Below are 19,096 nucleotides of genomic sequence, written 5' to 3'. Positions count from 1 at the left end.
CCCGGATTGCACCCGGTGAACCTCCGAAGATGAACGGCCGGAGAACGGTCCGTTTTGTGTGATCACACAACTACAGGGATTTGAGCGCCAGGAAGATGTCCACCCGGTCCTCGAGGGTCGACAGATCGCGTCCGGTCAGTTGCTCTACGCGCTCGATCCGGTAGCGAACGGTGTTGACGTGCAGATGCAGCGTCTCCGCCGTACGGGTCCACGAACACGAGCAGGCGAGGAACGCCTGGAGCGTGGTGAGCAGGTCGGCGTGGGTCCGGCGGTCGTGGTCGAGGACCGCTCCGAGGACGCGGTTGCTGTAGGTACGCCGTACGTCGTCGGGGAGTGTGGCGAGCAGGAGGACGTGCGACGCGACCTCGTCCGACGTGACGACCGAGACAGGTGAACGGGCGGCGCCGGCGGCGCGTTGCGCGAACCGGGCCTCCTCCAGCGCGCCCGCGAGCGCGTCGGCCGACGTCTCACCGCTGATCCCGACTGCGAGGCGGCCCCGGTTGAGACCCGGCGCGAGGCGGCCGAAGGCCCGTCGTACGTGCTCCGGAAGCTCGGGGGAAGAGGGCAGGATGCCGACCAGCAGACCGTCCCGGCCGGGCGCGACGACGGCGGGGCCGACCGTGAGCGCCACGTCTTCGAGCAGGCTCAGCGCGACCTCGCTCGGACCGTCGTCGCGGAGCTCGGCGACCGCGACGACCATCGGGCGTTCGGAGTGTGCGCCCGCCTGGCGCAGCCGCGCGGCGACCTCGGGCTGTGGGGCGCCGGACTCGACGAGGGCCAGCGCGTCCGCCACCAGCGGACGGAGCGCGCGACGGCCTTCGTCGCGGCGGGCGCGGTCCAGCGCGGCGATCGCACACAGCTCGTGCACGGCTTCGACATGGTCGCGGGACCACTCGTTGTGGTCGCCCTCGATGACCAGGACCCACGCGGTCAGCCGGTTGCCCAGGCCGGACCCGACCGGGAACAGGCTGTACGCCGCGTCGATCGTCAGCGCGACCGCCGGCGTCCGGTCCGCCGTCAGGAACTTGCGGGTCACCGCGTCGACGGCGGTGGGATCGAGCTCTCCGGGCCCGGGGACGACGTGACGCCCGGTCGGTGTCAGGACGCGGCAGTCGTGCCCGATCTCGGCCGAGATCCGCGCCGCGAGCTCGTCGAGGCTGCGGCCGGCGGCGATCGACGACAGCAGTTGCCGCTGCCGCACGAGGCTCGCCGACAACCGCGCGCCGGTCTCGGCCGACCCGGCGGCTGCGACGTACTCCGTCACGTCCGCGAACGCGACCTCGATCGGTACCTCGACCAGCGTCACGTCGTGCCGCCGGCACGCCTCGACCAGGTCCGCCGGTACGTCGCCCAGTTGGGCCTTGCCCGCGAGGATCGTGGTCGCGCCACGCCCCGCCACCGACGCCACGAACAGCTCGCTGTCCGTCGGCTGCCGCCGCCAGACGAGCCCGGTCAGCACCACCTCGCCGCCGCTCAGGTACCGCCCGGGCTCCAGCAGATCGGTCGTCACCAGCCGCCCGATCGGACGGTCCAGTACGCCGCCGCCGGAGTACATCAAACGCAGCCCGAGCTCGGGCGCATCGAGCAGTTCCGCCAGCAGCACGACGCACCTCCGGGCAGGTCCCTTTAGAGGAAAGTACAACGCGCGCGCCCGCGGGGACAGTCCTCGCCGCGGCGCGTCCCGACGCTTGACGCCCTCGGCTCGGCGACTTATGGTCATTTCGCAGAACAGAAATCAAGTTCCACAATGCGGAAAGTTGGAATCCGGATGAGCCACCAACTGCGGTACACGGTGAACTGTTCGTTGCTCTTCACCGAGCTGCCTCTGCTCGAGCGGCCCGCGGCGGCCCGGCGGGCCGGGTTCAGCGCGGTGGAGTTCTGGTGGCCGTTCGTCGAGGCCGTCCCGCCGGACCGGCAGGTCGACGCGTTCGTCAGCGCGATCACCGACGCCGGCGTCCAGCTGACCGGCCTGAACTTCTTCGCCGGTGACATGCCGGGCGGCGACCGCGGCCTGGTGTCCTGGCCGAAGCGGTCCGGCGAGTTCCGCGACAACGTCGACGTGACGGTCGGCATCGGCGAGCGACTCGGCGCCGAGGGCTTCAACGCTTTGTACGGCAACCGCGCCATGTCGACTAAAGACGGGGGCAGCACCGAGCAGGAGCAGGACGACATCGCGGTCGAGAACCTCGCCCTCGCCGCCAAGGCCGCCGCCCGCATCGGCGCCACGGTTCTCGTCGAGCCGGTCAGCGGCGCCGAGCGGTACCCGTTGAAGGTCGCGTCCGACGCGCTCGGCGTGATCGATCGCGTCCAGGCGGCGTACGACGTACCGAACGTCGGACTGCTCGCGGACCTGTACCACCTCGCGGTCAACGGCGACGACGTCGACCGGGTGATCGCCGAGCACACCGACCGGGTCGCCCACGTGCAGATCGCCGACAACCCGGGCCGCAACGAGCCCGGCACCGGCACGCTCCCGCTCGACCAGCAGCTCGCGGCGCTCGAAGCCAACGGCTACTCCGGCTGGGTCGGTCTCGAGTACAAGCCGTCCACCCCGACCACCGACGAAAGCCTCAGCTGGCTGCCGTACGAGCGCCGCTGACCACCTCTCTTTCCCCTCTTCCCCGCCGGCACCTCCAGGAGAACGAACTATGACGAACATCGCCTTCATCGGCCTCGGCATCATGGGCAACCCGATGGCTGTCCACCTCGCCAACGCTGGGCACACCGTGGCCGGCCTGGACCGTACGCCGGAGCGCGCCGAGGCCCTGGTCGCCGCCGGCGGCCGCGCCGCGACCTCGATCGGTGACGCGGTCAAGGGCGCCGACGTGATCTGCGTGATGGTGCCCGACTCGCCCGACGTCCAGGACGTCCTCGAAGGCGAGAACGGCGTCTTCCAGAACGCCGAGACCGGGTCGCTGATCATCGACTTCTCGAGCATCCGCCCGGACGTCACCCAGCAGCTCGCCGAGCAGGCCCGCGCGCTCGGCTTCCGGCTGCTCGACGCCCCGGTCTCCGGCGGCGAGGCCGGCGCCAAGAACGCCGCGCTGTCGATCATGGTCGGCGGCGAGGCGGACGACTTCGCCGCGGCCAAGCCACTGTTCGACGTGGTCGGCAAGACCGTGGTCCACGTCGGCCCGAGCGGTTCGGGGCAGACGGTGAAGGCCGCCAACCAGCTGATCGTCGCCGCGAACATCCAGGCCGTCTCCGAGGCCGTGGTCTTCCTGGAGGCGTACGGCGTCGACACCAAGGCTGCTCTCGAGGTGCTGGGCGGTGGCCTCGCGGGGTCCACCGTGCTGAACCAGAAGAAGGAGAACATGCTGTCGCGCTCCTTCGAGCCCGGGTTCCGGATCGACCTGCACCACAAGGACATGGGCATCGTGACCGCGGCCGCACGGGAGGCGGGCGTTGTCGTACCGCTCGGTGCACTGGTGGCGCAGCTTGTCGCCTCGGCCCGCGCGAACGGAGACGGTGGCCTCGACCATTCCGCCCTGCTGCGTGGCGTGGAGCGTCTGTCCGGCAAGGCGGTCAGCTGATGACCAGGATGCGGGCGGTCGACGCCGCCGTACTGATCCTGGAGAAGGAGGGGGCGACGCAGGCGTTCGGGCTGCCCGGTGCCGCGATCAACCCGTTCTACAGCGCGATCCGCGCGCACGGCGGGATCAAGCACGTGCTCGCCCGCCATGTCGAGGCCGCTTCACACATGGCTGAGGGATACACCCGGGCCCGCGCAGGCAACATCGGCGTCTGCATCGGTACGTCGGGACCGGCCGGCACCGACATGATCACCGGCCTGTACTCCGCGTCCGCGGACTCGATCCCGATCCTGTGCATCACCGGCCAGGCGCCGGTAGCGAAGCTGCACAAGGAGGACTTCCAGGCCGTCGACATCGCCTCGATCGCCAAGCCGGTCGCGAAGTGGGCAGTGACGGTGATGGAGGCGGCGCAGGTGCCGGGCACCTTCCAGAAGGCGTTCCAGGTGATGCGCGAGGGCCGGCCTGGTCCCGTACTGGTCGACCTGCCGCTCGACGTACAGCTCGCCGAGATCGACTTCGACATCGACACCTACGAGCCCCTTCCGGTCCCGCGTCCGGCCGCCACCCGGGCGCAGGCGGAGAAGGTGCTGTCGTTCCTGGCGGACTCCGAGCGGCCGTTGATCGTGGCCGGCGGCGGGATCATCAACGCCGACGCCGCGGACCTGCTCGTCGAGTTCGCCGAGCTCACCGGCGTTCCCGTCGTACCGACCCTGATGGGCTGGGGTGCGATCGCGGACGACCACCCGCTGAGCGCGGGCATGGTCGGTCTGCAGACCTCGCACCGGTACGGCAACGCGACGCTGCTGGCCTCCGACCTGGTGCTCGGCATCGGCAACCGGTGGGCGAACCGGCACACCGGCGGCCTGGATGTGTATCGGGGTGAACGGAAGTTCATCCACGTGGACATCGAGCCGACGCAGATCGGGCGGGTGTTCGCGCCGGACTACGGGGTCGTGTCGGACGCGCGGGCCGCGCTCGAGGTCTTCGTCGAGGTGGCGCGCGAACGGGCGGGCTCGTTGCCAGACCGCACGGCGTGGGCCGCGGAGTGCCGTGAGCGAAAGACCACGCTGCAGCGCAAGACGCACTTCGACGCGGTGCCGATCAAGCCGCAGCGGGTGTACGAGGAGATGAACCGGGCGTTCGGGCCGGACGTCCGGTACGTGAGCACGATCGGGCTGTCGCAGATCCAGGCGGCGCAGATGCTGCACGTGTATCGCCCGCGGCACTGGATCAACGCCGGCCAGGCCGGGCCGCTCGGCTGGACCGTGCCGGCCACGCTCGGAGTCGCTGTGGCGGATCCGGACAGCACGGTCGTGGCGTTGTCGGGTGACTACGACTTCCAGTTCCTGATCGAGGAACTGGCGGTCGGGGCGCAGTTCAACATCCCGTACATCCACGTGGTGGTGAACAACTCGTACCTCGGCCTGATCCGCCAGGCGCAGCGGAACTTCGACATGGACTACTGCGTGCAGCTGTCCTTCGAGAACATCAACAGCCCGGAGGTCAACGGGTACGGCGTCGACCACGTGAAGGTCGTCGAAGGCCTCGGCTGCAAGGCGCTGCGGGTGTCCGAGCCGGACGGGATCCTGCCGGCGCTGGAGCAGGCGAAGAAGCTGATGGTCGAGCACCGGGTCCCGATCGTGGTCGAGATCATCCTGGAGCGCGTCACGAACGTGTCGATGGGGGTCGAGATCGACAACGTGATCGAGTTCGAGGACCTGGCGATCTCACCGGAGGACGCGCCGACGGCCCTCGCGTTGCTGGACTGATGGGAACCGCCTCGTACGAGGGGTTCGGGCTCCGGGTGGTCGTTGCCTCGGACAAGTTCAAGGGCACCGTGACGAGCACGGAGGTCGCGGAGGCGGTCGGCGCCGGGGTACGACGAGTCTGCCCCGACGCGACCGTCACCGCCGTCCCGGTAGCCGACGGCGGCGACGGCACCCTGGCCGCCGCCGTCGCCGCCGGCTACACCCTGGTCCCGGTGGTGGCCTCCGGCCCTACCGGCGAGCCGGTGTCGAGTGGGTACGCGCGCCGCGGCAACACCGCGGTCGTCGAACTCGCGGACGTCTCGGGTCTCGTACGCCTCCCCGACGGCATCCCGGCTCCTCTCACCGCAACGTCGTACGGCACGGGCCAACTGCTCGCCGCGGCCCTCGACGCGGGCTGCACCCGCATCGTCCTCGCCATCGGCGGCAGCGCCTCGACCGACGGCGGGCGCGGCTTGATAGACGCGCTTTCCGGAAACAATTCGGCGCTATGTGACGAAAAACTTCCGGAAAGCGGGCTGGCCGATCTTCGGCGCCGCATGCGGGGCGTACAGGTGGTCGTTGCCTGCGACGTCGACAACCCGTTGACGGGGCCCCGAGGTGCCGCGGCCGTCTACGGGCCGCAAAAGGGTGCCGATGCGCACCAGGTCGCTGAGTTGGACGCTCGGCTCAGCCGCTGGGCGGATGTCGTGGCCAAGGAGACCGGCCGCGACCTTCGCGACACCCCCGGCGCCGGCGCGGCAGGTGGTGTGGGCTTCGCGGCGCTCGCGCTGCTCGACGCCGAACTCCGTCCAGGCATCGACCTGGTCCTCGACCTCGTCGGCTTCCGGCACCAGCTCGACGGCGCCGACCTCGTGATCACCGGCGAAGGCGCCTTGGACGAGCAGACGCTGCACGGAAAGGCGGTCGCCGGAGTAGCTGCGGCAACAACTGGAATCCCGGTGGTCGCGGTGTGCGGGGTGAACCGGTTGGAGCCGGAGCAGCTACGGGAGATCGGCGTCACGGCGGCGTACGCGCTCACGGATGTCGAGCCCGACGTACGGCGGTGCATGGCCGAACCCCGGCCCCTCCTCGAAGAACTCGGGGAACGGATCGCGGTGGATCACCTTACGATGACACGAAGGAGAGAAGGGACCGCATGAGTGCTCTGGATCTCGTACTGCGGGCTCGCCGGGTCGTGCGTGCCGCGGGGGAGCAGGCGGCGGCGATCGGCATCCGGGACGGCCGGATCGTCGTCATCTCGCCGTACGACGCCGACCTCGACGCGACCACCGACCTGCGTCTCGCGGACGACGAAGTACTGCTGCCGGGACTCGTCGACTCCCATGTGCACGTCAACGACCCGGGTCGCACCGACTGGGAAGGCTTCACCTCCGCTACCAGAGCAGCCGCGGCCGGTGGTGTCACGACGATCGTCGACATGCCGCTGAACAGCATCCCGCCGACCTGCGACGTCCCGGCGCTCACGCTCAAACGCAAGACCGCGGAGACCCAGGCGTACGTCGACGTCGGCTTCTGGGGCGGTGCGATCCCGGGCAACGTCCCCGACCTGCGCCCGCTGCACGACGCCGGCGTGTTCGGCTACAAGTGCTTCCTGCTGCACTCCGGCGTCGACGAGTTCCCACCCCTGAACGCGGACCAGTTGCACGCCGCCATGACCGAGATCGCCACGTTCGACGGTCTGCTGATCGTGCACGCCGAGGACGCCCACCGCATCGACGAAGCGACCGCGCCCGACGGCGCGAGCTACACGGCCTTCCTCGACTCCCGTCCCCGCGCGGCCGAGAACGAGGCCGTCGCCCAGGTCATCGCCCTCGCGAAGCAAACCGGCTGCCGCGTCCACATCCTGCACGTGTCCAGCGCCGACGTCCTCCCCCTGATCGCGCAGGCCCGCAACGACGGCGTACGGATCACTGCCGAGACCTGCCCGCACTACCTCAGCTTCACCGCCGAGGACATTCCCGACGGCGCCACGCAGTACAAGTGCTGCCCGCCGATCCGCGAGGCCGCCAACCGCGAACTGCTCTGGGACGGCCTCCGTGACGGCACGATCGACCTGGTCGTCTCCGACCACTCGCCGTCGACGATCGACCTCAAGCACCTCGAAACCGGCGACTTCGGTACCGCCTGGGGCGGCATCGCCTCGCTCCAACTCGGCCTGCCCGCCGTCTGGACCGAGGCCCGCCGCCGCGGCTTCACGCTCGCCGACGTCGCCCGCTGGATGTCCGCTGCCCCCGCCGCGCAGACCGGTCTCGGCACGAAGGGCGGGATCGAGGTCGGGTACGACGCCGACCTGTGCGTCCTCGCCCCCGACGAGACCTTCACCGTCGACGCGCGACAGCTCCAGCACAGGAACGCGATCACGCCGTACGACGGCCGCACGCTGACCGGTGTCGTCCGGAGCACCTGGCTCCGCGGCGTACCCGTCGACCTCGCCGCCGACCCGCGCGGCCGCCTGCTGACCCGAGGAGAACGATGACCTTCTACGCGCCGAAGGGCGGACTGCCCGCACAGACCGACCTCACCACCGACCGCGCGGTCTTCACCGAGGCGTACGCCGTCCTCCCGCGCGGCACCATGCGGGACATCGTCACCAGTCGGCTGCCGTTCTGGGACGACACCCGGTTGTGGGTGATCGCCCGCCCGCTGTCCGGGTTCGCGGAGACGTTCTCGCAGTACATCGTCGAGGTCGCGCCGGGCGGCGGGAGCGACAAGCCGGAGACCGACCCGGCGGCCGAGGCCGTGCTGTTCGTTGTCTCGGGCAACCTTGTGCTGACGGTCGCGGGCGAGAAGCACACGCTGACCGAGGGCGGGTACGCGTACCTGCCGCCGGGCGGCGACTGGACCGTGCGGAACACGAGTGACGCGGCCGTGACGTTCCACCTGGTGCGGAAGGCGTACGAGCGGATCGAGGGGATCGACGTACCGCCGCCGCTGGTCACCAACGAGGCCGACGTCGAGGGCATCGAGATGCCCGACACCGAGGGCCGCTGGCGGACGCAGCGGTTCGTGGACCCGGACGACGTACGGCACGACATGCACGTGAACATCGTCAGCTTCGAGCCGGGCGGGGTGATCCCGTTCCCGGAGACGCACGTGATGGAACACGGGTTGTACGTGCTCGAAGGCAAGGCCGTCTACCTGCTGAACAAGGACTGGGTCGAGGTGCAGGAAGGCGACTTCATGTGGCTGCGGGCCTTCTGTCCGCAGGCCTGTTACGCGGGTGGGCCCGGGCGGTTCCGGTATCTCCTCTACAAGGACGTCAACCGGCACCCCAAGCTCACGCTCTGACAGTCACCGGGCGCTGCGGCGGCGTCAGTGGATCGGTGACCAGGCGGGCGTGGCGTTCCACGTCGTACCGGGTGCCGTCGAAGGCGAGTCGCTGGCGCTCGATGCCCTCGGAGAGGAACCCGGCGCCGGCAGCCACCGCGCACGAGGCGGGGTTGTTGAGCCGGTGGCCGAGCTCGAGCCGGTACAGGCCGGCGTCGTGATGGGCCCAGTCCGCGAGCGCGCGCAGGGCGTCGCGCGCGACCCCTTGGCCGCGGACGTCGGCGAGCGTCCAGTACCAGGTCCAGCCGACCCGGTGCCGGTCGATGTTCGTCACCGCCACGCACCCGATCGGGTGATCGTCCGCGTCCGCCACGGCGTACACGTGACCGTTGTCGAGATCGGCGACACGCCCGATCCAGTCCACGGCGGACGCCCGGTCCACGATCCCGCCCTGGCTCACCATCGCAGGATCGTCGTGCGCCGCGGCCAGCCGCAACGCATCACCGGTCCGCCACCGCCGGAGCCCCAGCTCCCCGAGCGCGTATCCCATCCATCGAAAATACTCCTGCCCCGCTCCCACCACTCGCCGTCCGGCGCGTTTCCCGCGGCGCCGGGAGAGGATAGGTCGCATGGCATATCTGGATTTCAGGGATCAGGTCGTTGTGGTGACCGGGGCCAGCAGCGGGATCGGGGCCGCGGCGGCGGTCGGGTTCGCGGAGACGGGCGCCACGGTCGCGCTGCACTACCACCGGAACGTCGAGGGCGCGAAGCACACCGTCGGGGCGGTGCAGACGGCCGGTGGTACGGCGACCCTGCACCAGGCGGACCTCGCTGACTCGAAGGCCGCGGACGCCTTCGTCGACGAGGTGCTCGCGCAGCATGGGCGGATCGACGTGCTGGTGAACAACGCCGGCGACCTGGTGCACCGGTCGGCGGTGGCCGACGTACCGGACGACGAGTTCCACCGGATCCTGGACGTGAACCTGACCTCCGTGTTCGCGCTCAGCCGGCGGATCGTGCCGGTGTTCAAGGCGCAGGGCGGCGGCTCGATCGTCAACGTCACCTCGATCGCCGGGCGGACCGGCGGCGCCGGCGGGTCGGTCGTCTACGCGACGTCGAAGGGCGCCGTCAGCACGTTCACCCGCGGCCTCGCCAAGGAGCTCGCCGCGGACGGCATCCGCGTGAACGCGATCGCCCCCGGCGTGATCAAGACCCCGTTCCACGACCGGCACACCGCCGACGCGCAGATGCAGGCGATGCTCACCACGATCCCGATGGGCCGCACCGGCACCCCGCACGAGTGCGTGGGCACCATCCTCTTCCTCGCCTCCGACCGCATGTCCTCCTACGTCACCGGCCAGATCATCGAGGTCAACGGCGGTCAGCTGACGCCGTGAGCTCCGGCCTGAAGACCGCGTTGTGGTCCAGTACGTCACCGGTCGGCAGGTAGCCGAGCTCGTCCAGTACGGCGTGCAGCCGCGCGCTCAGCCCGGGACGCTTGTCCTCCACGAGCACCGCGCGCGGCTGCAACCGCTTGAAGGTCCGTGACGCACCGGCGAGTGCGGCGAGCTCGGCGCCCTCGATGTCGAGCTTCACCACGTCCAGCCTGTCGAGGTCGTGCTCCCGCGCCCAGTCGTCGAGTCGTACGACAGGCACCTCCTGCACGGCGTCACCATCGCCGTACAACGAACGCACGCCCGTATCCGCCGCGTCGTACCTGCTGTCCGTCCGCAGCGTCGCCAGCTCCGCCCGCTCGCCCAGAGCCGCCGGCACAACCTCCAGCGGTACGTCGTTACGCGCCGCGCCCGGGCCCAGCTTGGCCACGCTGTCCGCCGCCGGCTCGAACGCGACCACCCGCCCGCCGCCGAGCTCCTTCAACCGCTGCGCCGCCGCGAACGCGTGAACGCCGATGTTCGCCCCCACATCGAGCACGACGTCACCGCGCCGCAGCTCATCGCGCAGGAACCGCCGAACCGCAGGCTCGTACCGCCCCGCGTAGTAGAAGACCGCCTGCAAGTTGTCCCGCAGATCCAGCTCCCAAGCCAACCCCTGCCGTCGCACCCGCACCGTCGCGGCCCAGCGCGGCGAAATCTTCACCAACCCCGGGTTCTCCGCCGCCAACCGCGGCGAAACCCGAAGCGCCACCCGATGCACTCCCGCATCAGTCAGTCCTTCGATCCTGCCCACCATCCTGGCCGTACGACGCGCTGCCCCGGCGCCCAGCACCCGCTCGACCGCGGATGCCAGACGCCAGGCGGCACGCCGTACCACTCCGTCGTGGACGTTCACACCCGACCGTTACCCATTCACCTCGAGCTGATTCACCGCGACAGCGTGCGGAAGCGGTGGGCTGAGAGGGGGAGGAAGATCGCGGTCAGGATGATCGGGGCGATGATGGCGGCGATGCCCGCGTGGGTGCCGATCCAGGTGGCGGTTGTGGATGGGTCGGGGTTGCCGAACAGGGTCCGTGATGCCGTGGCGGTGGCGGACAGTGGGTTCCACTGGGCGATCGTGCCCAGCCAGTCCGGCATCGTGGACGTCGCCACGAACGTGCTGGACAGGAACCCGACCGGCCACACCAGCACCTGCACCATCGTCACGCTCTGCGCGTTCTTCACCGAGAGACCGATGAAGATCCCGATCCACAGCAACGCGAACCGGAGCAGGAGCAGCAACCCGAAGGCTGCGAGCGCCGACGGCAACCCTTCGTGCCACCGCCACCCGAGCGCCAGGCCCGTCGCGACCAGCACGATCAGCGTCACGACCGAGTCCAGCATGTCCGCGATACACCGCCCCAGCACCACCGCCGCCGAACTCATCGGCAACGACCGGAACCGGTCCGTCACCCCTTTCGACACGTCGGTGGCGACCGCGGTCATCGTGCCCTCCAGCCCGAAGAGCATCGCCAGCGCGAAGATCCCGGGCACCAGCAACTCGTAGTACGACGAATCGTCCGCGACCTCCATCGCGCCGCTGAGCAATCCGCCGAACAGCAGCAACATCAGCACCGGGAAGAACCACTGGAAGATCACCAGCCCCGGCTGCATCCGCCAGTGCACGAACGTCCGCCGCGCGATCGTCCAGCTGTCCGCCAGCGCCCACCCGAGCCCACTCATGCGGCGGCTCCGGTCAGGTGCAGGAAGACCTCGTCCAGCGTCGGTCGCCGCAACGTGATGTCCTCCGGCTCGATCTTTGCCTCGTGCAACGAGTTCGCCATCTGCACCAGCGCCTTCGTGCGATCCTTCACCGGCACACTCACCCGTACGTCGGTCACCTGCACCTCCCCGTCCGCCACAAGACCGGCCAGCTCCACGACCCGCGGTACGTCGGCCGGATCCGCGAGCACCAGTTCCAGCCGGTCCGACCCCAGTTGCGTCTTCAACTCGTCCGGCGTCCCCTCCGCGACGACCTTCCCCGCCTTCAGCATCGAGATCCGGTTCGCCAGCTGATCCGCCTCCTCCAGGTACTGCGTCGTCAGCAACACCGTCGTACCGCCGTCGACCAACTGCCGTACGGCGGACCACACCTCGAGCCGTCCCGCCGGATCGAGCCCCGTCGTCGGCTCGTCCACGAACAGCACGCTCGGCGCCACGATCAGACTCGCCGCCAGGTCCAGCCGCCGCCGCATGCCGCCGGAGTACTTGCTCACCGCCTGTCCCGCCGCATCGGTCAGGCTGAACCGCTCGAGCAGGTCGTCCGCCCGCCGCGTCGCCTTCGCATGCCCCAGATGGTTCAGCCGCCCGAACATCACCAGGTTCTGCCGCCCGGTGAGTACTTCGTCCACGGCGGCGTACTGCCCGACCAGGCCGATCCGCCGCCGTACCTCCGCTCCTTGCCGGCGGACGTCGTACCCCGCGACCGTCGCCGTACCCGAATCCAGCTCGAGCAGTGTGGACAGGATCCGCACCGCTGTCGTCTTACCGGCGCCGTTCGGGCCGAGCAGGCCCGTCACCGTGCCGGCGGTGACCTCCAGGTCGAAGCCGTTCAGCCCCGCACCCTCCGTGCCGCCCTTGTAGTGCTTCCGTACGCCGACGGCCTCGATCACTCGCTCCGTTGTCACTTCCCACCTCTCGCTCGTTGAGCCGTAGAGTGTACCGTACATTGTACGGCTCAGGTACGATGCGTTCAACGACGAGCGGTGGAAGAAGGTTCCGGTGGCGGGAAGGAAGGCGGCTGCGCCCGATCCGGCGCGCAGTCTGGCACTGCTCTGGGGAAGCCACACGAAACCGGGCCGCTCCGGGCTGACCGTGCGTGCGATCGTCGACGCGGCGATCGAGCTCGCGGACTCCTCCGGGCTGGAGGCGCTCTCGATGCGGATGGTCGCGGAGCGGCTGAAGGTCGGGACGATGTCGCTCTACACGCACGTCCCGGGCAAGGGCGAGCTGACCGACCTGATGTTCGACCAGGTGTACGGCGACCTGTACGCCGACCCGGACGAGCCGGCCCGCCAACCGGGCGGCTGGCGCGGCGCGCTCGAGTTCGTCGCGCGCCGCAACTGGGACGTGCTGACCGCGCACCCGTGGATCCACGAGGTCCCGACGATGCGGACGGCGCTCGGCCCGAACATCACCAGGAAGTACGAGAGCGAGCTACGTCCCCTGGACGGTCTGGGCCTGACGGACGTCGAGATGGACTCCGCCCTGACCCTGGTCCTCACCCACGTCCAGGGCACAGCCCGCGCCGGCGCCGAACAACTCCGCACCCAACGCGAGTCAGGCCTGTCCGACGAGGAGTGGTGGCGTCAGATCTCCCCGACGCTCACCACGGTCATGTCCGGCACCCATTTCCCCACCGCGGGTCGAGTGGGCACCGCGGTCGGCGAGCACTTCCAGTCCGTCATCGATCCGGCCCACGCCCTGACCTTCGGCCTGACGACCATCCTGGACGGTCTCACCCAGCTGATCGCGTCGAGGTCAGCTGTTCAGTAGATCCTCGAACGGCGTCGGGTTCTCGAAGGGATCGGCCTGCGCCGGGGTCTCGTGCTGCAGGGCGGCGACCAGCTCTGTCGCGGCCTGGTGGATCCGCGGACGGAGGCCAGCGGCGTTCGGACCCCAGTCTGTGGAGGCGGCGTACACGCCGGTGGCGGTCGGAAGCGCCTTCAGGTAGGCGAACAGCGGGCGGAGGGCGAACTCCAGGACCAGCGAATGCCGTTCGGTGCCTCCGGTGGCGGCGAGCAGGACGGGCTTGCCGGCCAGGGCCTGGTCGTCGAGGACGTCGAAGAACATCTTGAACAGACCGGAGTACGACGCGCTGAACGTCGGACTGACCACGATCAGCGCGTCGGCCGCCGCGACCGTCTCGAGGACGGTTCGCAGCGTCGCCGACGGGAAGCCGGTGAGCAGGTTGTTCGTCAGGTCGTGGGCGTGGTCGCGGACCTCGATCAGCTCGATCCGGGACCCGATGCCGCGCGCGGACAGTTCGTCGCGCACGGCCTCGGCCAACTGGTCGGCGAGCAGCCGGGACGACGACGGCGTCGTCAGTCCGGCCGTCACGACCGCAATCACCTTGTCGTTCACAGGGCCGGCTCCTCGATCGTCTCCAGGTCGTGGGCGCGCTCGGCCGCGGCCTTCAGCGAAGCGTGCGTCGGAGCGTCCGGCACATGGGCCGGTTTGCGGGCCGCGAACTCCTTGCGCAGCACCGGAACCACCTCTTCGCCGAGGATGTCCAACTGCTCCAGGACCGTCTTGAGCGGCAATCCGGCGTGGTCCATCAGGAACAACTGCCGCTGGTAGTCACCGAAGTGCTCCTGGAAGGACAGCGTCCGCTCGATCACCTGCTGCGGACTGCCGACCGTCAGCGGCGTCTCCCGGCTGAAGTCCTCCAGCGACGGACCGTGCCCGTACACCGGTGCGTTGTCGAAGTACGGCCGGAACTCGCGCACAGCGTCCTGCGAGTTCTTCCGCATGAAGACCTGACCGCCCAGCCCGACGATCGCCTGGTCCGCGGCGCCGTGCCCGTAGTGCTCGAAGCGCTGCCGGTACAGCTGGATCATCCGCTTCGTGTGCGAAATCGGCCAGAAGATGTTGTTGTGGAAGAACCCGTCGCCGTAGTACGCCGCCTGCTCGGCGATCTCGGGCGACCGGATCGACCCGTGCCACACGAACGGCGGTACGTCGTCCAGCGGTCGCGGCGTCGACGTGAACCCCTGCAACGGCGTACGGAACTTGCCCTCCCAGTCGACCACGTCCTCGCGCCAGAGCCGGCGCAGCAGCGCGTAGTTCTCGATGGCCAGCGCGATCCCGTTGCGGATGTCCTGCCCGAACCACGGGTACACCGGGCCGGTGTTGCCGCGACCCATCATCAGGTCCACGCGGCCGTCGGCCAGATGCTGCAGCATCGCGTAGTCCTCGGCGATCTTCACCGGGTCGTTGGTCGTGATCAGGGTCGTCGAGGTGGACAGGATGATCTTCGACGTCTGCGCCGCCACGAAGGCCAGCTGCGTCGTCGGCGACGACGGCACGAACGGCGGGTTGTGGTGCTCGCCCTGCGCGAACACGTCCAGGCCGACCTCCTCGGCCTTGAGCGCGATCCGCACCATCGCCTTGATCCGCTCGCCCTCGGAGACCGTGGTCCCCGTCGTCGGGTCCTCGGTCACGTCCCCGACGCTGAAAACCCCGAACTGCATCCGTCCTCCTCGGCTAGGTAGTTCACTATTAAACTACTGTTGCCACCCAGAACGCCAATCGTCGGTCGGACATTCCGTCCTCGGATACGCCGGAGGCCCGCGATCCTGGTGTGGATCGCGGGCCTCCGGGTCGTCACAGGGCGTGCGGTGTGAGCAGCTCGTCGTCGCCGGTGAGGGCGGCGGCGATCCGGCGGTGCTTGCCGGCCTCGTCGCGGCGGGACTGCCGTTCCAGGGTGCGCGCGAGCATCAGGTGGGCGTAGTACTCCGTCGGCTCGCGTTCGATGACGGCGAGGAGCTGTTCCTCGGCCGGCTTCAGCAACGCCGCGTGGTAGTAGGCGCGGGCCAGCAGCAGGCGGGTGCCGACGTCGTCCGGCGTCTCGTCGACGACGGGCTTCAGCGCACGGATCGCACCTCGGTAGTTCCGCTCGTCGAAGTACTGCTGTCCCAGTCCGTAGCTCAGTGCTCGCATGTCTTCCACGGATCCGGGAACGCCACGCGCCGAAACCGTATTCCTCAGGCGGCGTCGAGTACGGCGACCTGCTCGGGGGTGAGGTGCAGGTCGATCGCCGCGTACGAGTCGCGGATGGTCTCCGGGCGGCTGGAGCCCGGGATCGGGACGACGTACGGCGACTTGGCGAGCATCCACGCCAGCGTCAGGCGCTGGGGGGAGACGCCGAGCTCGGCGGCCAGCGTGTGGAACGCCGGGTGCTTGGCGCCGAGGTCGCCGGCCGAGGAGATGCCGCCGAGCGGTGACCACGGGAGGAACGCGATGCCGAGCGAGTCGCACAGCTCGAGCTCCGGCTCACTGGAGCGGAAGGCCGGGGAGAACTGGTTCTGCACCGACACCAGGCGGCCGCCGAGGATCTCGTTGGCCAGCTTGATCTGCTCGGGGTTCGCGTTCGAGATGCCGGCCATCCGGATCTTCCCGGCGTCGAGCAGGTCGCGGACGGCGCCGACCGAGTCCTCGTACGGCGTCTTCGGGTCGGGCCGGTGGAACTGGTACAGCCCGATCGCCTCGACGCCGAGGCGCTTCAGCGACGCTTCGGCCGCCTCCGCGATGTGCTTCGGGGATCCGTCCAGCGTCCAGCTCCCGTCGCCGGGCCGGACGTGGCCGCCCTTCGTCGCGACCAGGACGTTCGAGGTGTCGCCGCCGTACGACGCCAGCGCCTTCGCGATCAGGCTCTCGTTGTGACCGACGTCGGTCGCGGTCAGGTGGTACGCGTCGGCGGTGTCGATCAGCGTGATCCCGGCGTCCAGCGCCGCGTGGATGGTCGCGATCGACCGCTCCTCGCCGGGCCGGCCCTCGATCGACATCGGCATCGCGCCGAGCCCGATCGCGGACACCTCGACGTCACCGATCCGGCGGGTCTTGTTCGTGTCAGCTGCCATGGGTCCAACCTCCCGCGCGCCGACTGCGAAATCCAACAGGAATCTTCGCAGGGATTCAGCACTCCGAGTGGTGAATTGCGTCAAGCTCTTACGTAATGAACGATGCTTACGTAAGAATGTGGCGGAACTCGCCTTCCTGGATCGGAGTCCGCCCGTGCCTCCCCAGCCATCCCGCCGTACCTTCCTCCAGCTGACCGGTGTGAGTGCCGCCTCGGTCGCGCTCGGGGTCTCCGCCCCGGCCTCCGCCGACGCCACGCCGGCCAGGCCGATCCCGGACGGGGCCTTCGCGCTCGGTGTCGCGTCCGGCGACCCGCGGCCGGACGGCTTCGTGCTGTGGACCCGGCTCGCGCCGACGCCGCTGGCCACGGACGGCCACGGTGGCATGCCCTCGGCCGACGTGCCGGTGCAGTACGAGGTGGCCGAGGACAGTGGCTTCCGGCGCGTCGTACGGCGTGGGCTCGCGATCGCCACGCCCGACTTGGCGCACGCGGTCCATCCCGAGGTGCGCGGTCTGCAGCCTGGCCGCGAGTACTTCTACCGCTTCCGCGTCGGCAACCAGCTCAGTCCGACCGGCCGGACCAAGACACTGCCCGCGACCGGCGACAGTTTCTCCTTCGCCACCGCGTCCTGCCAGGCCTGGTACCACGGCTACTTTCCGGCCCACCGCGACATCGCGCGTCGTACTCCGGATGCGGTGTTCTTCCTCGGCGACTACATCTACGAGTACGGCATCAATGCAGGTGACAACCTGTGGCGCGAGGGCGTCACGGTCGGCCCGGAGCACGCCGTCGAGATCGAGACGCTGGAGCAGTACCGACTGCGCTACGGCCTGTTCAAGTCCGACCCGGACCTGCAGGCGGCGCACGCGGCCGCGCCGTGGTTCCTTGTCTGGGACGACCACGAGGTGCAGAACAACTACGGCGCCGCCAACTCGCTGTACGGCGTACCGCCCGAGCTGTTCGTCCACCGCCGCGCCGTCGCGTACCGGGCGTACTACGAGAACCTCCCGTTCGCCCTGGACAGCCTCCCGGACGGACCGGACGGCCGGATCTACCGCCGGTACGACGTCGGCTCGCTCGCCCGGGTCCACCTGCTCGACACCCGGCAGTACCGCGACCCGCTGCCGGTCGACGAGGCCGATCGCCTCTCCGAGCAGCGCACCATCATGGGCGCCGAACAGGAGCGTTGGCTGTACGACGGCCTGCGCGGCTCACGCACACCGTGGAACCTGGTCGCGGGCGGCGTCGTACTCACCGCGATCACCGACGACCGCACCGAGCAGTGGGACGGCTACCCGGCGAACCGGCGCCGCGTGCTCGAGGCGATGGGCGACGCCGGGACCGCCGTGATGCTCACCGGCGACATCCACCGTCACGTGGCGTCCGAGCTGAAACTCGACTTCGCCGATCCGGCGTCCCGGACCGTCGGCGTCGAGCTGGTCTGCTCCTCGATCGGGTCGAACGGCGACGGCGTCGACACCGATCAGTATGCGAAGGACTGGCTGCAGCACCCGTACGTGAAGCTCTACAACGCGCGCCGCGGCTACGTGCACACCACGCTGACGCGGTCCGAGCTGACCGCGGAGTTCGTCACGTTCCCGTACATCCAGGCCGACGCCAACGCCCAGCCGAACGTCGTCGCCCGCTTCCGCACGCCCGCCGTCGACCCACGTCTGGAGGCCCTGTGATGAACCGCCCACCAGCCATCACCGGTTTGCGCGGCACCGGCGGAATCGGAACCGTCACGCTCGACTGGAAGCCCGTCTCGTGGGCTGTCGTCGTCGACCACTACGCGGTGTACGCCGACGGCGCCCTGATCGGGAAGACCGTCTACCCGCACTTCGTCCACCGCGGCCTCGGCTTCACCGGTGTGACCAGGTCCTACCGTGTCGTCACGGTCGATGCCGCCGGCAACCGATCCGCCCAGTCCGGGTCCGCCGCCGTCGCCAACCTCACCTCGGTGACGGTGTCCGGTACGCCGGTCGCGACCGTCGGCGCCTTCGACGGCAAGGGATCGGAGTTCGCGCTGTCCCCGAAGGGCTACGCGAGCTACCCGACCCGCTTTCCCTCGGGCGTCGACTACACGTTCGGTACGTCGACCCCGGCAGCCGACTGGTCCTACCTGCTGCCGGGGCCCGCGGACAAGTGGGCCGGGTCGAAGAACCACCGCGCCACGTTCCGCTTCGACCTTCCCGCCGTACCCGGGCAGGATCTCGACCTCGCGCTCTGGCTGATCGACAGCCACGCCAGCCTCGCCGCGTCGGCGCTGCTGACGATCAACGGCACCGAGGTGGGCCGTCTCACGTTCGCCAACGGCGCCACCAAGGGCTCGACGATCGCGGACAGCACGTACCCGGGATCACCGCTGAAGCCGTCATACCTCGAACGCCCGCTGTCCAAGGACCTCTTCCGTGCCGGCGCCAACGTCCTCGAACTCTTCAAGGACGTCGGCTCCTGGGTGGCCTACGACGCGCTCGGCCTCTTCGCCCGGAAGTGAAGTACTCGGCTCGGCTT

19 protein-coding genes are annotated in these 19,096 nt (G+C 69.6%); 10 read left to right on the top strand and 9 right to left on the bottom strand.

Annotation, left to right across the window (positions count from 1 at the left end):
* Positions 1 to 70: 70 nt before the first annotated feature.
* Positions 71 to 1,603, bottom strand: a complete 1,533-nt coding sequence (locus tag BJY22_RS04300) for a helix-turn-helix domain-containing protein (protein WP_167203861.1) — start codon at positions 1,601 to 1,603, stop codon at positions 71 to 73.
* 165 nt (positions 1,604 to 1,768) lie between these two features.
* Here BJY22_RS04300 and BJY22_RS04295 point away from each other — a divergent pair, with 165 nt between their 5' ends.
* Genes BJY22_RS04295 through BJY22_RS04270 form a run of 6 tightly spaced genes read left to right on the top strand, consistent with a single transcriptional unit; the run spans position 1,769 to position 8,590 of the window.
* Positions 1,769 to 2,599 (top strand): hydroxypyruvate isomerase family protein, encoded by an 831-nt coding sequence (locus BJY22_RS04295; protein ID WP_167203860.1) that lies wholly within the window; start codon positions 1,769 to 1,771, stop codon positions 2,597 to 2,599.
* A 49-nt stretch (positions 2,600 to 2,648) separates the two neighbouring features.
* On the top strand, positions 2,649 to 3,533 hold the full coding sequence (locus tag BJY22_RS04290) for a 2-hydroxy-3-oxopropionate reductase (RefSeq protein ID WP_167203859.1): 885 nt from the start codon (positions 2,649 to 2,651) through the stop codon (positions 3,531 to 3,533).
* Positions 3,533 to 5,302 carry a glyoxylate carboligase gene (gene gcl / locus BJY22_RS04285; protein WP_167203858.1) on the top strand — a complete coding sequence of 590 codons (1,770 nt, stop codon included), beginning with the start codon at positions 3,533 to 3,535 and terminating at the stop codon, positions 5,300 to 5,302. The genes BJY22_RS04290 and gcl overlap by 1 nt, the downstream gene beginning before the upstream one ends.
* Positions 5,302 to 6,441: a glycerate kinase gene (locus BJY22_RS04280; RefSeq protein WP_167203857.1), complete on the top strand. Its 1,140-nt coding sequence runs from the start codon at positions 5,302 to 5,304 to the stop codon at positions 6,439 to 6,441. Before gcl ends, BJY22_RS04280 begins: the two co-directional genes overlap by 1 nt.
* A complete protein-coding gene (gene allB, locus BJY22_RS04275; protein WP_167203856.1) occupies positions 6,438 to 7,778 on the top strand; it encodes an allantoinase AllB in 1,341 nt (446 codons plus the stop codon). The genes BJY22_RS04280 and allB overlap by 4 nt, the downstream gene beginning before the upstream one ends.
* Positions 7,775 to 8,590 carry a bifunctional allantoicase/(S)-ureidoglycine aminohydrolase gene (locus tag BJY22_RS04270; protein WP_167203855.1) on the top strand — a complete coding sequence of 272 codons (816 nt, stop codon included), beginning with the start codon at positions 7,775 to 7,777 and terminating at the stop codon, positions 8,588 to 8,590. The genes allB and BJY22_RS04270 overlap by 4 nt, the downstream gene beginning before the upstream one ends.
* Here BJY22_RS04270 and BJY22_RS04265 read toward each other — a convergent pair.
* Positions 8,580 to 9,119: a GNAT family N-acetyltransferase gene (locus BJY22_RS04265; protein ID WP_167203854.1), complete on the bottom strand. Its 540-nt coding sequence runs from the start codon at positions 9,117 to 9,119 to the stop codon at positions 8,580 to 8,582. The genes BJY22_RS04270 and BJY22_RS04265 overlap by 11 nt on opposite strands.
* A 79-nt stretch (positions 9,120 to 9,198) precedes the next feature.
* Here BJY22_RS04265 and BJY22_RS04260 point away from each other — a divergent pair, with 79 nt between their 5' ends.
* The gene (locus BJY22_RS04260) at positions 9,199 to 9,966 is read left to right on the top strand and encodes an SDR family NAD(P)-dependent oxidoreductase (RefSeq protein ID WP_167203853.1); all 768 of its coding nucleotides are present in this window, start codon (positions 9,199 to 9,201) and stop codon (positions 9,964 to 9,966) included.
* Here the strand turns inward: BJY22_RS04260 and BJY22_RS04255 are convergent.
* The 3 genes from BJY22_RS04255 to BJY22_RS04245 are packed head-to-tail and all read right to left on the bottom strand — an operon-like array spanning position 9,941 to position 12,629.
* Positions 9,941 to 10,858: an FkbM family methyltransferase gene (locus BJY22_RS04255; protein ID WP_167203852.1), complete on the bottom strand. Its 918-nt coding sequence runs from the start codon at positions 10,856 to 10,858 to the stop codon at positions 9,941 to 9,943. The two genes, BJY22_RS04260 and BJY22_RS04255, sit on opposite strands and share 26 nt — an antisense overlap.
* Before the next feature lie 32 nt (positions 10,859 to 10,890).
* The gene (locus BJY22_RS04250) at positions 10,891 to 11,685 is read right to left on the bottom strand and encodes an ABC transporter permease (RefSeq protein WP_167203851.1); all 795 of its coding nucleotides are present in this window, start codon (positions 11,683 to 11,685) and stop codon (positions 10,891 to 10,893) included.
* On the bottom strand, positions 11,682 to 12,629 hold the full coding sequence (locus BJY22_RS04245) for an ATP-binding cassette domain-containing protein (RefSeq protein ID WP_337758163.1): 948 nt from the start codon (positions 12,627 to 12,629) through the stop codon (positions 11,682 to 11,684). The genes BJY22_RS04250 and BJY22_RS04245 overlap by 4 nt, the downstream gene beginning before the upstream one ends.
* A gap of 94 nt (positions 12,630 to 12,723) precedes the next feature.
* Here BJY22_RS04245 and BJY22_RS04240 point away from each other — a divergent pair, with 94 nt between their 5' ends.
* Positions 12,724 to 13,497, top strand: coding sequence for a TetR/AcrR family transcriptional regulator C-terminal domain-containing protein (locus BJY22_RS04240; RefSeq protein ID WP_167203849.1), 774 nt, complete (start codon positions 12,724 to 12,726; stop codon positions 13,495 to 13,497).
* On the opposite strand, the gene BJY22_RS04235 is transcribed toward BJY22_RS04240, so the two are convergent.
* The 4 genes from BJY22_RS04235 to BJY22_RS04220 all read right to left on the bottom strand — a co-directional run bounded on the left by BJY22_RS04235 (position 13,483) and on the right by BJY22_RS04220 (position 16,583).
* Positions 13,483 to 14,085, bottom strand: coding sequence for a CE1759 family FMN reductase (locus BJY22_RS04235; protein WP_167203848.1), 603 nt, complete (start codon positions 14,083 to 14,085; stop codon positions 13,483 to 13,485). The two genes, BJY22_RS04240 and BJY22_RS04235, sit on opposite strands and share 15 nt — an antisense overlap.
* A complete protein-coding gene (locus BJY22_RS04230; protein WP_167203847.1) occupies positions 14,082 to 15,194 on the bottom strand; it encodes an LLM class flavin-dependent oxidoreductase in 1,113 nt (370 codons plus the stop codon). Before BJY22_RS04230 ends, BJY22_RS04235 begins: the two co-directional genes overlap by 4 nt.
* A 133-nt stretch (positions 15,195 to 15,327) precedes the next feature.
* On the bottom strand, positions 15,328 to 15,663 hold the full coding sequence (locus BJY22_RS04225) for a tetratricopeptide repeat protein (protein WP_167203846.1): 336 nt from the start codon (positions 15,661 to 15,663) through the stop codon (positions 15,328 to 15,330).
* Between the two features lie 44 nt (positions 15,664 to 15,707).
* Positions 15,708 to 16,583, bottom strand: coding sequence for an aldo/keto reductase (locus BJY22_RS04220; RefSeq protein ID WP_167203845.1), 876 nt, complete (start codon positions 16,581 to 16,583; stop codon positions 15,708 to 15,710).
* A 154-nt stretch (positions 16,584 to 16,737) separates the two neighbouring features.
* Here BJY22_RS04220 and BJY22_RS04215 point away from each other — a divergent pair, with 154 nt between their 5' ends.
* Entirely contained in the window at positions 16,738 to 18,270 is a 1,533-nt protein-coding gene (locus BJY22_RS04215) for an alkaline phosphatase D family protein (protein ID WP_337758161.1), read from the top strand.
* On the top strand, positions 18,270 to 19,079 hold the full coding sequence (locus BJY22_RS04210; protein ID WP_167203843.1) for a polysaccharide lyase family protein: 810 nt from the start codon (positions 18,270 to 18,272) through the stop codon (positions 19,077 to 19,079). The genes BJY22_RS04215 and BJY22_RS04210 overlap by 1 nt, the downstream gene beginning before the upstream one ends.
* Positions 19,080 to 19,096 lie beyond the last annotated feature (17 nt).

Source organism: Kribbella shirazensis, assembly GCF_011761605.1.
Lineage (GTDB): Bacteria > Actinomycetota > Actinomycetes > Propionibacteriales > Kribbellaceae > Kribbella > Kribbella shirazensis.
The sequence above is the reverse complement of the archived record's forward strand: the minus strand, read 5'-3'. Positions and strand labels throughout refer to the sequence as shown.

What these genes read in the sequence shown, in the direction of transcription:
- gcl (WP_167203858.1), top strand. Translation starts at nt 3,533, where the DNA reads ATGACCAGGATGCGGGCGGTCGACGCCGCCGTACTGATCCTGGAGAAG.
- BJY22_RS04280 (WP_167203857.1), top strand. Translation starts at nt 5,302, where the DNA reads ATGGGAACCGCCTCGTACGAGGGGTTCGGGCTCCGGGTGGTCGTTGCC.
- BJY22_RS04225 (WP_167203846.1), bottom strand. Translation starts at nt 15,663, where the DNA reads ATGCGAGCACTGAGCTACGGACTGGGACAGCAGTACTTCGACGAGCGG.
- BJY22_RS04220 (WP_167203845.1), bottom strand. Translation starts at nt 16,583, where the DNA reads ATGGCAGCTGACACGAACAAGACCCGCCGGATCGGTGACGTCGAGGTG.
- BJY22_RS04250 (WP_167203851.1), bottom strand. Translation starts at nt 11,685, where the DNA reads ATGAGTGGGCTCGGGTGGGCGCTGGCGGACAGCTGGACGATCGCGCGG.
- BJY22_RS04295 (WP_167203860.1), top strand. Translation starts at nt 1,769, where the DNA reads ATGAGCCACCAACTGCGGTACACGGTGAACTGTTCGTTGCTCTTCACC.
- BJY22_RS04230 (WP_167203847.1), bottom strand. Translation starts at nt 15,194, where the DNA reads ATGCAGTTCGGGGTTTTCAGCGTCGGGGACGTGACCGAGGACCCGACG.
- BJY22_RS04290 (WP_167203859.1), top strand. Translation starts at nt 2,649, where the DNA reads ATGACGAACATCGCCTTCATCGGCCTCGGCATCATGGGCAACCCGATG.
- allB (WP_167203856.1), top strand. Translation starts at nt 6,438, where the DNA reads ATGAGTGCTCTGGATCTCGTACTGCGGGCTCGCCGGGTCGTGCGTGCC.
- BJY22_RS04260 (WP_167203853.1), top strand. Translation starts at nt 9,199, where the DNA reads ATGGCATATCTGGATTTCAGGGATCAGGTCGTTGTGGTGACCGGGGCC.
- BJY22_RS04270 (WP_167203855.1), top strand. Translation starts at nt 7,775, where the DNA reads ATGACCTTCTACGCGCCGAAGGGCGGACTGCCCGCACAGACCGACCTC.
- BJY22_RS04265 (WP_167203854.1), bottom strand. Translation starts at nt 9,119, where the DNA reads ATGGGATACGCGCTCGGGGAGCTGGGGCTCCGGCGGTGGCGGACCGGT.
- BJY22_RS04210 (WP_167203843.1), top strand. Translation starts at nt 18,270, where the DNA reads ATGAACCGCCCACCAGCCATCACCGGTTTGCGCGGCACCGGCGGAATC.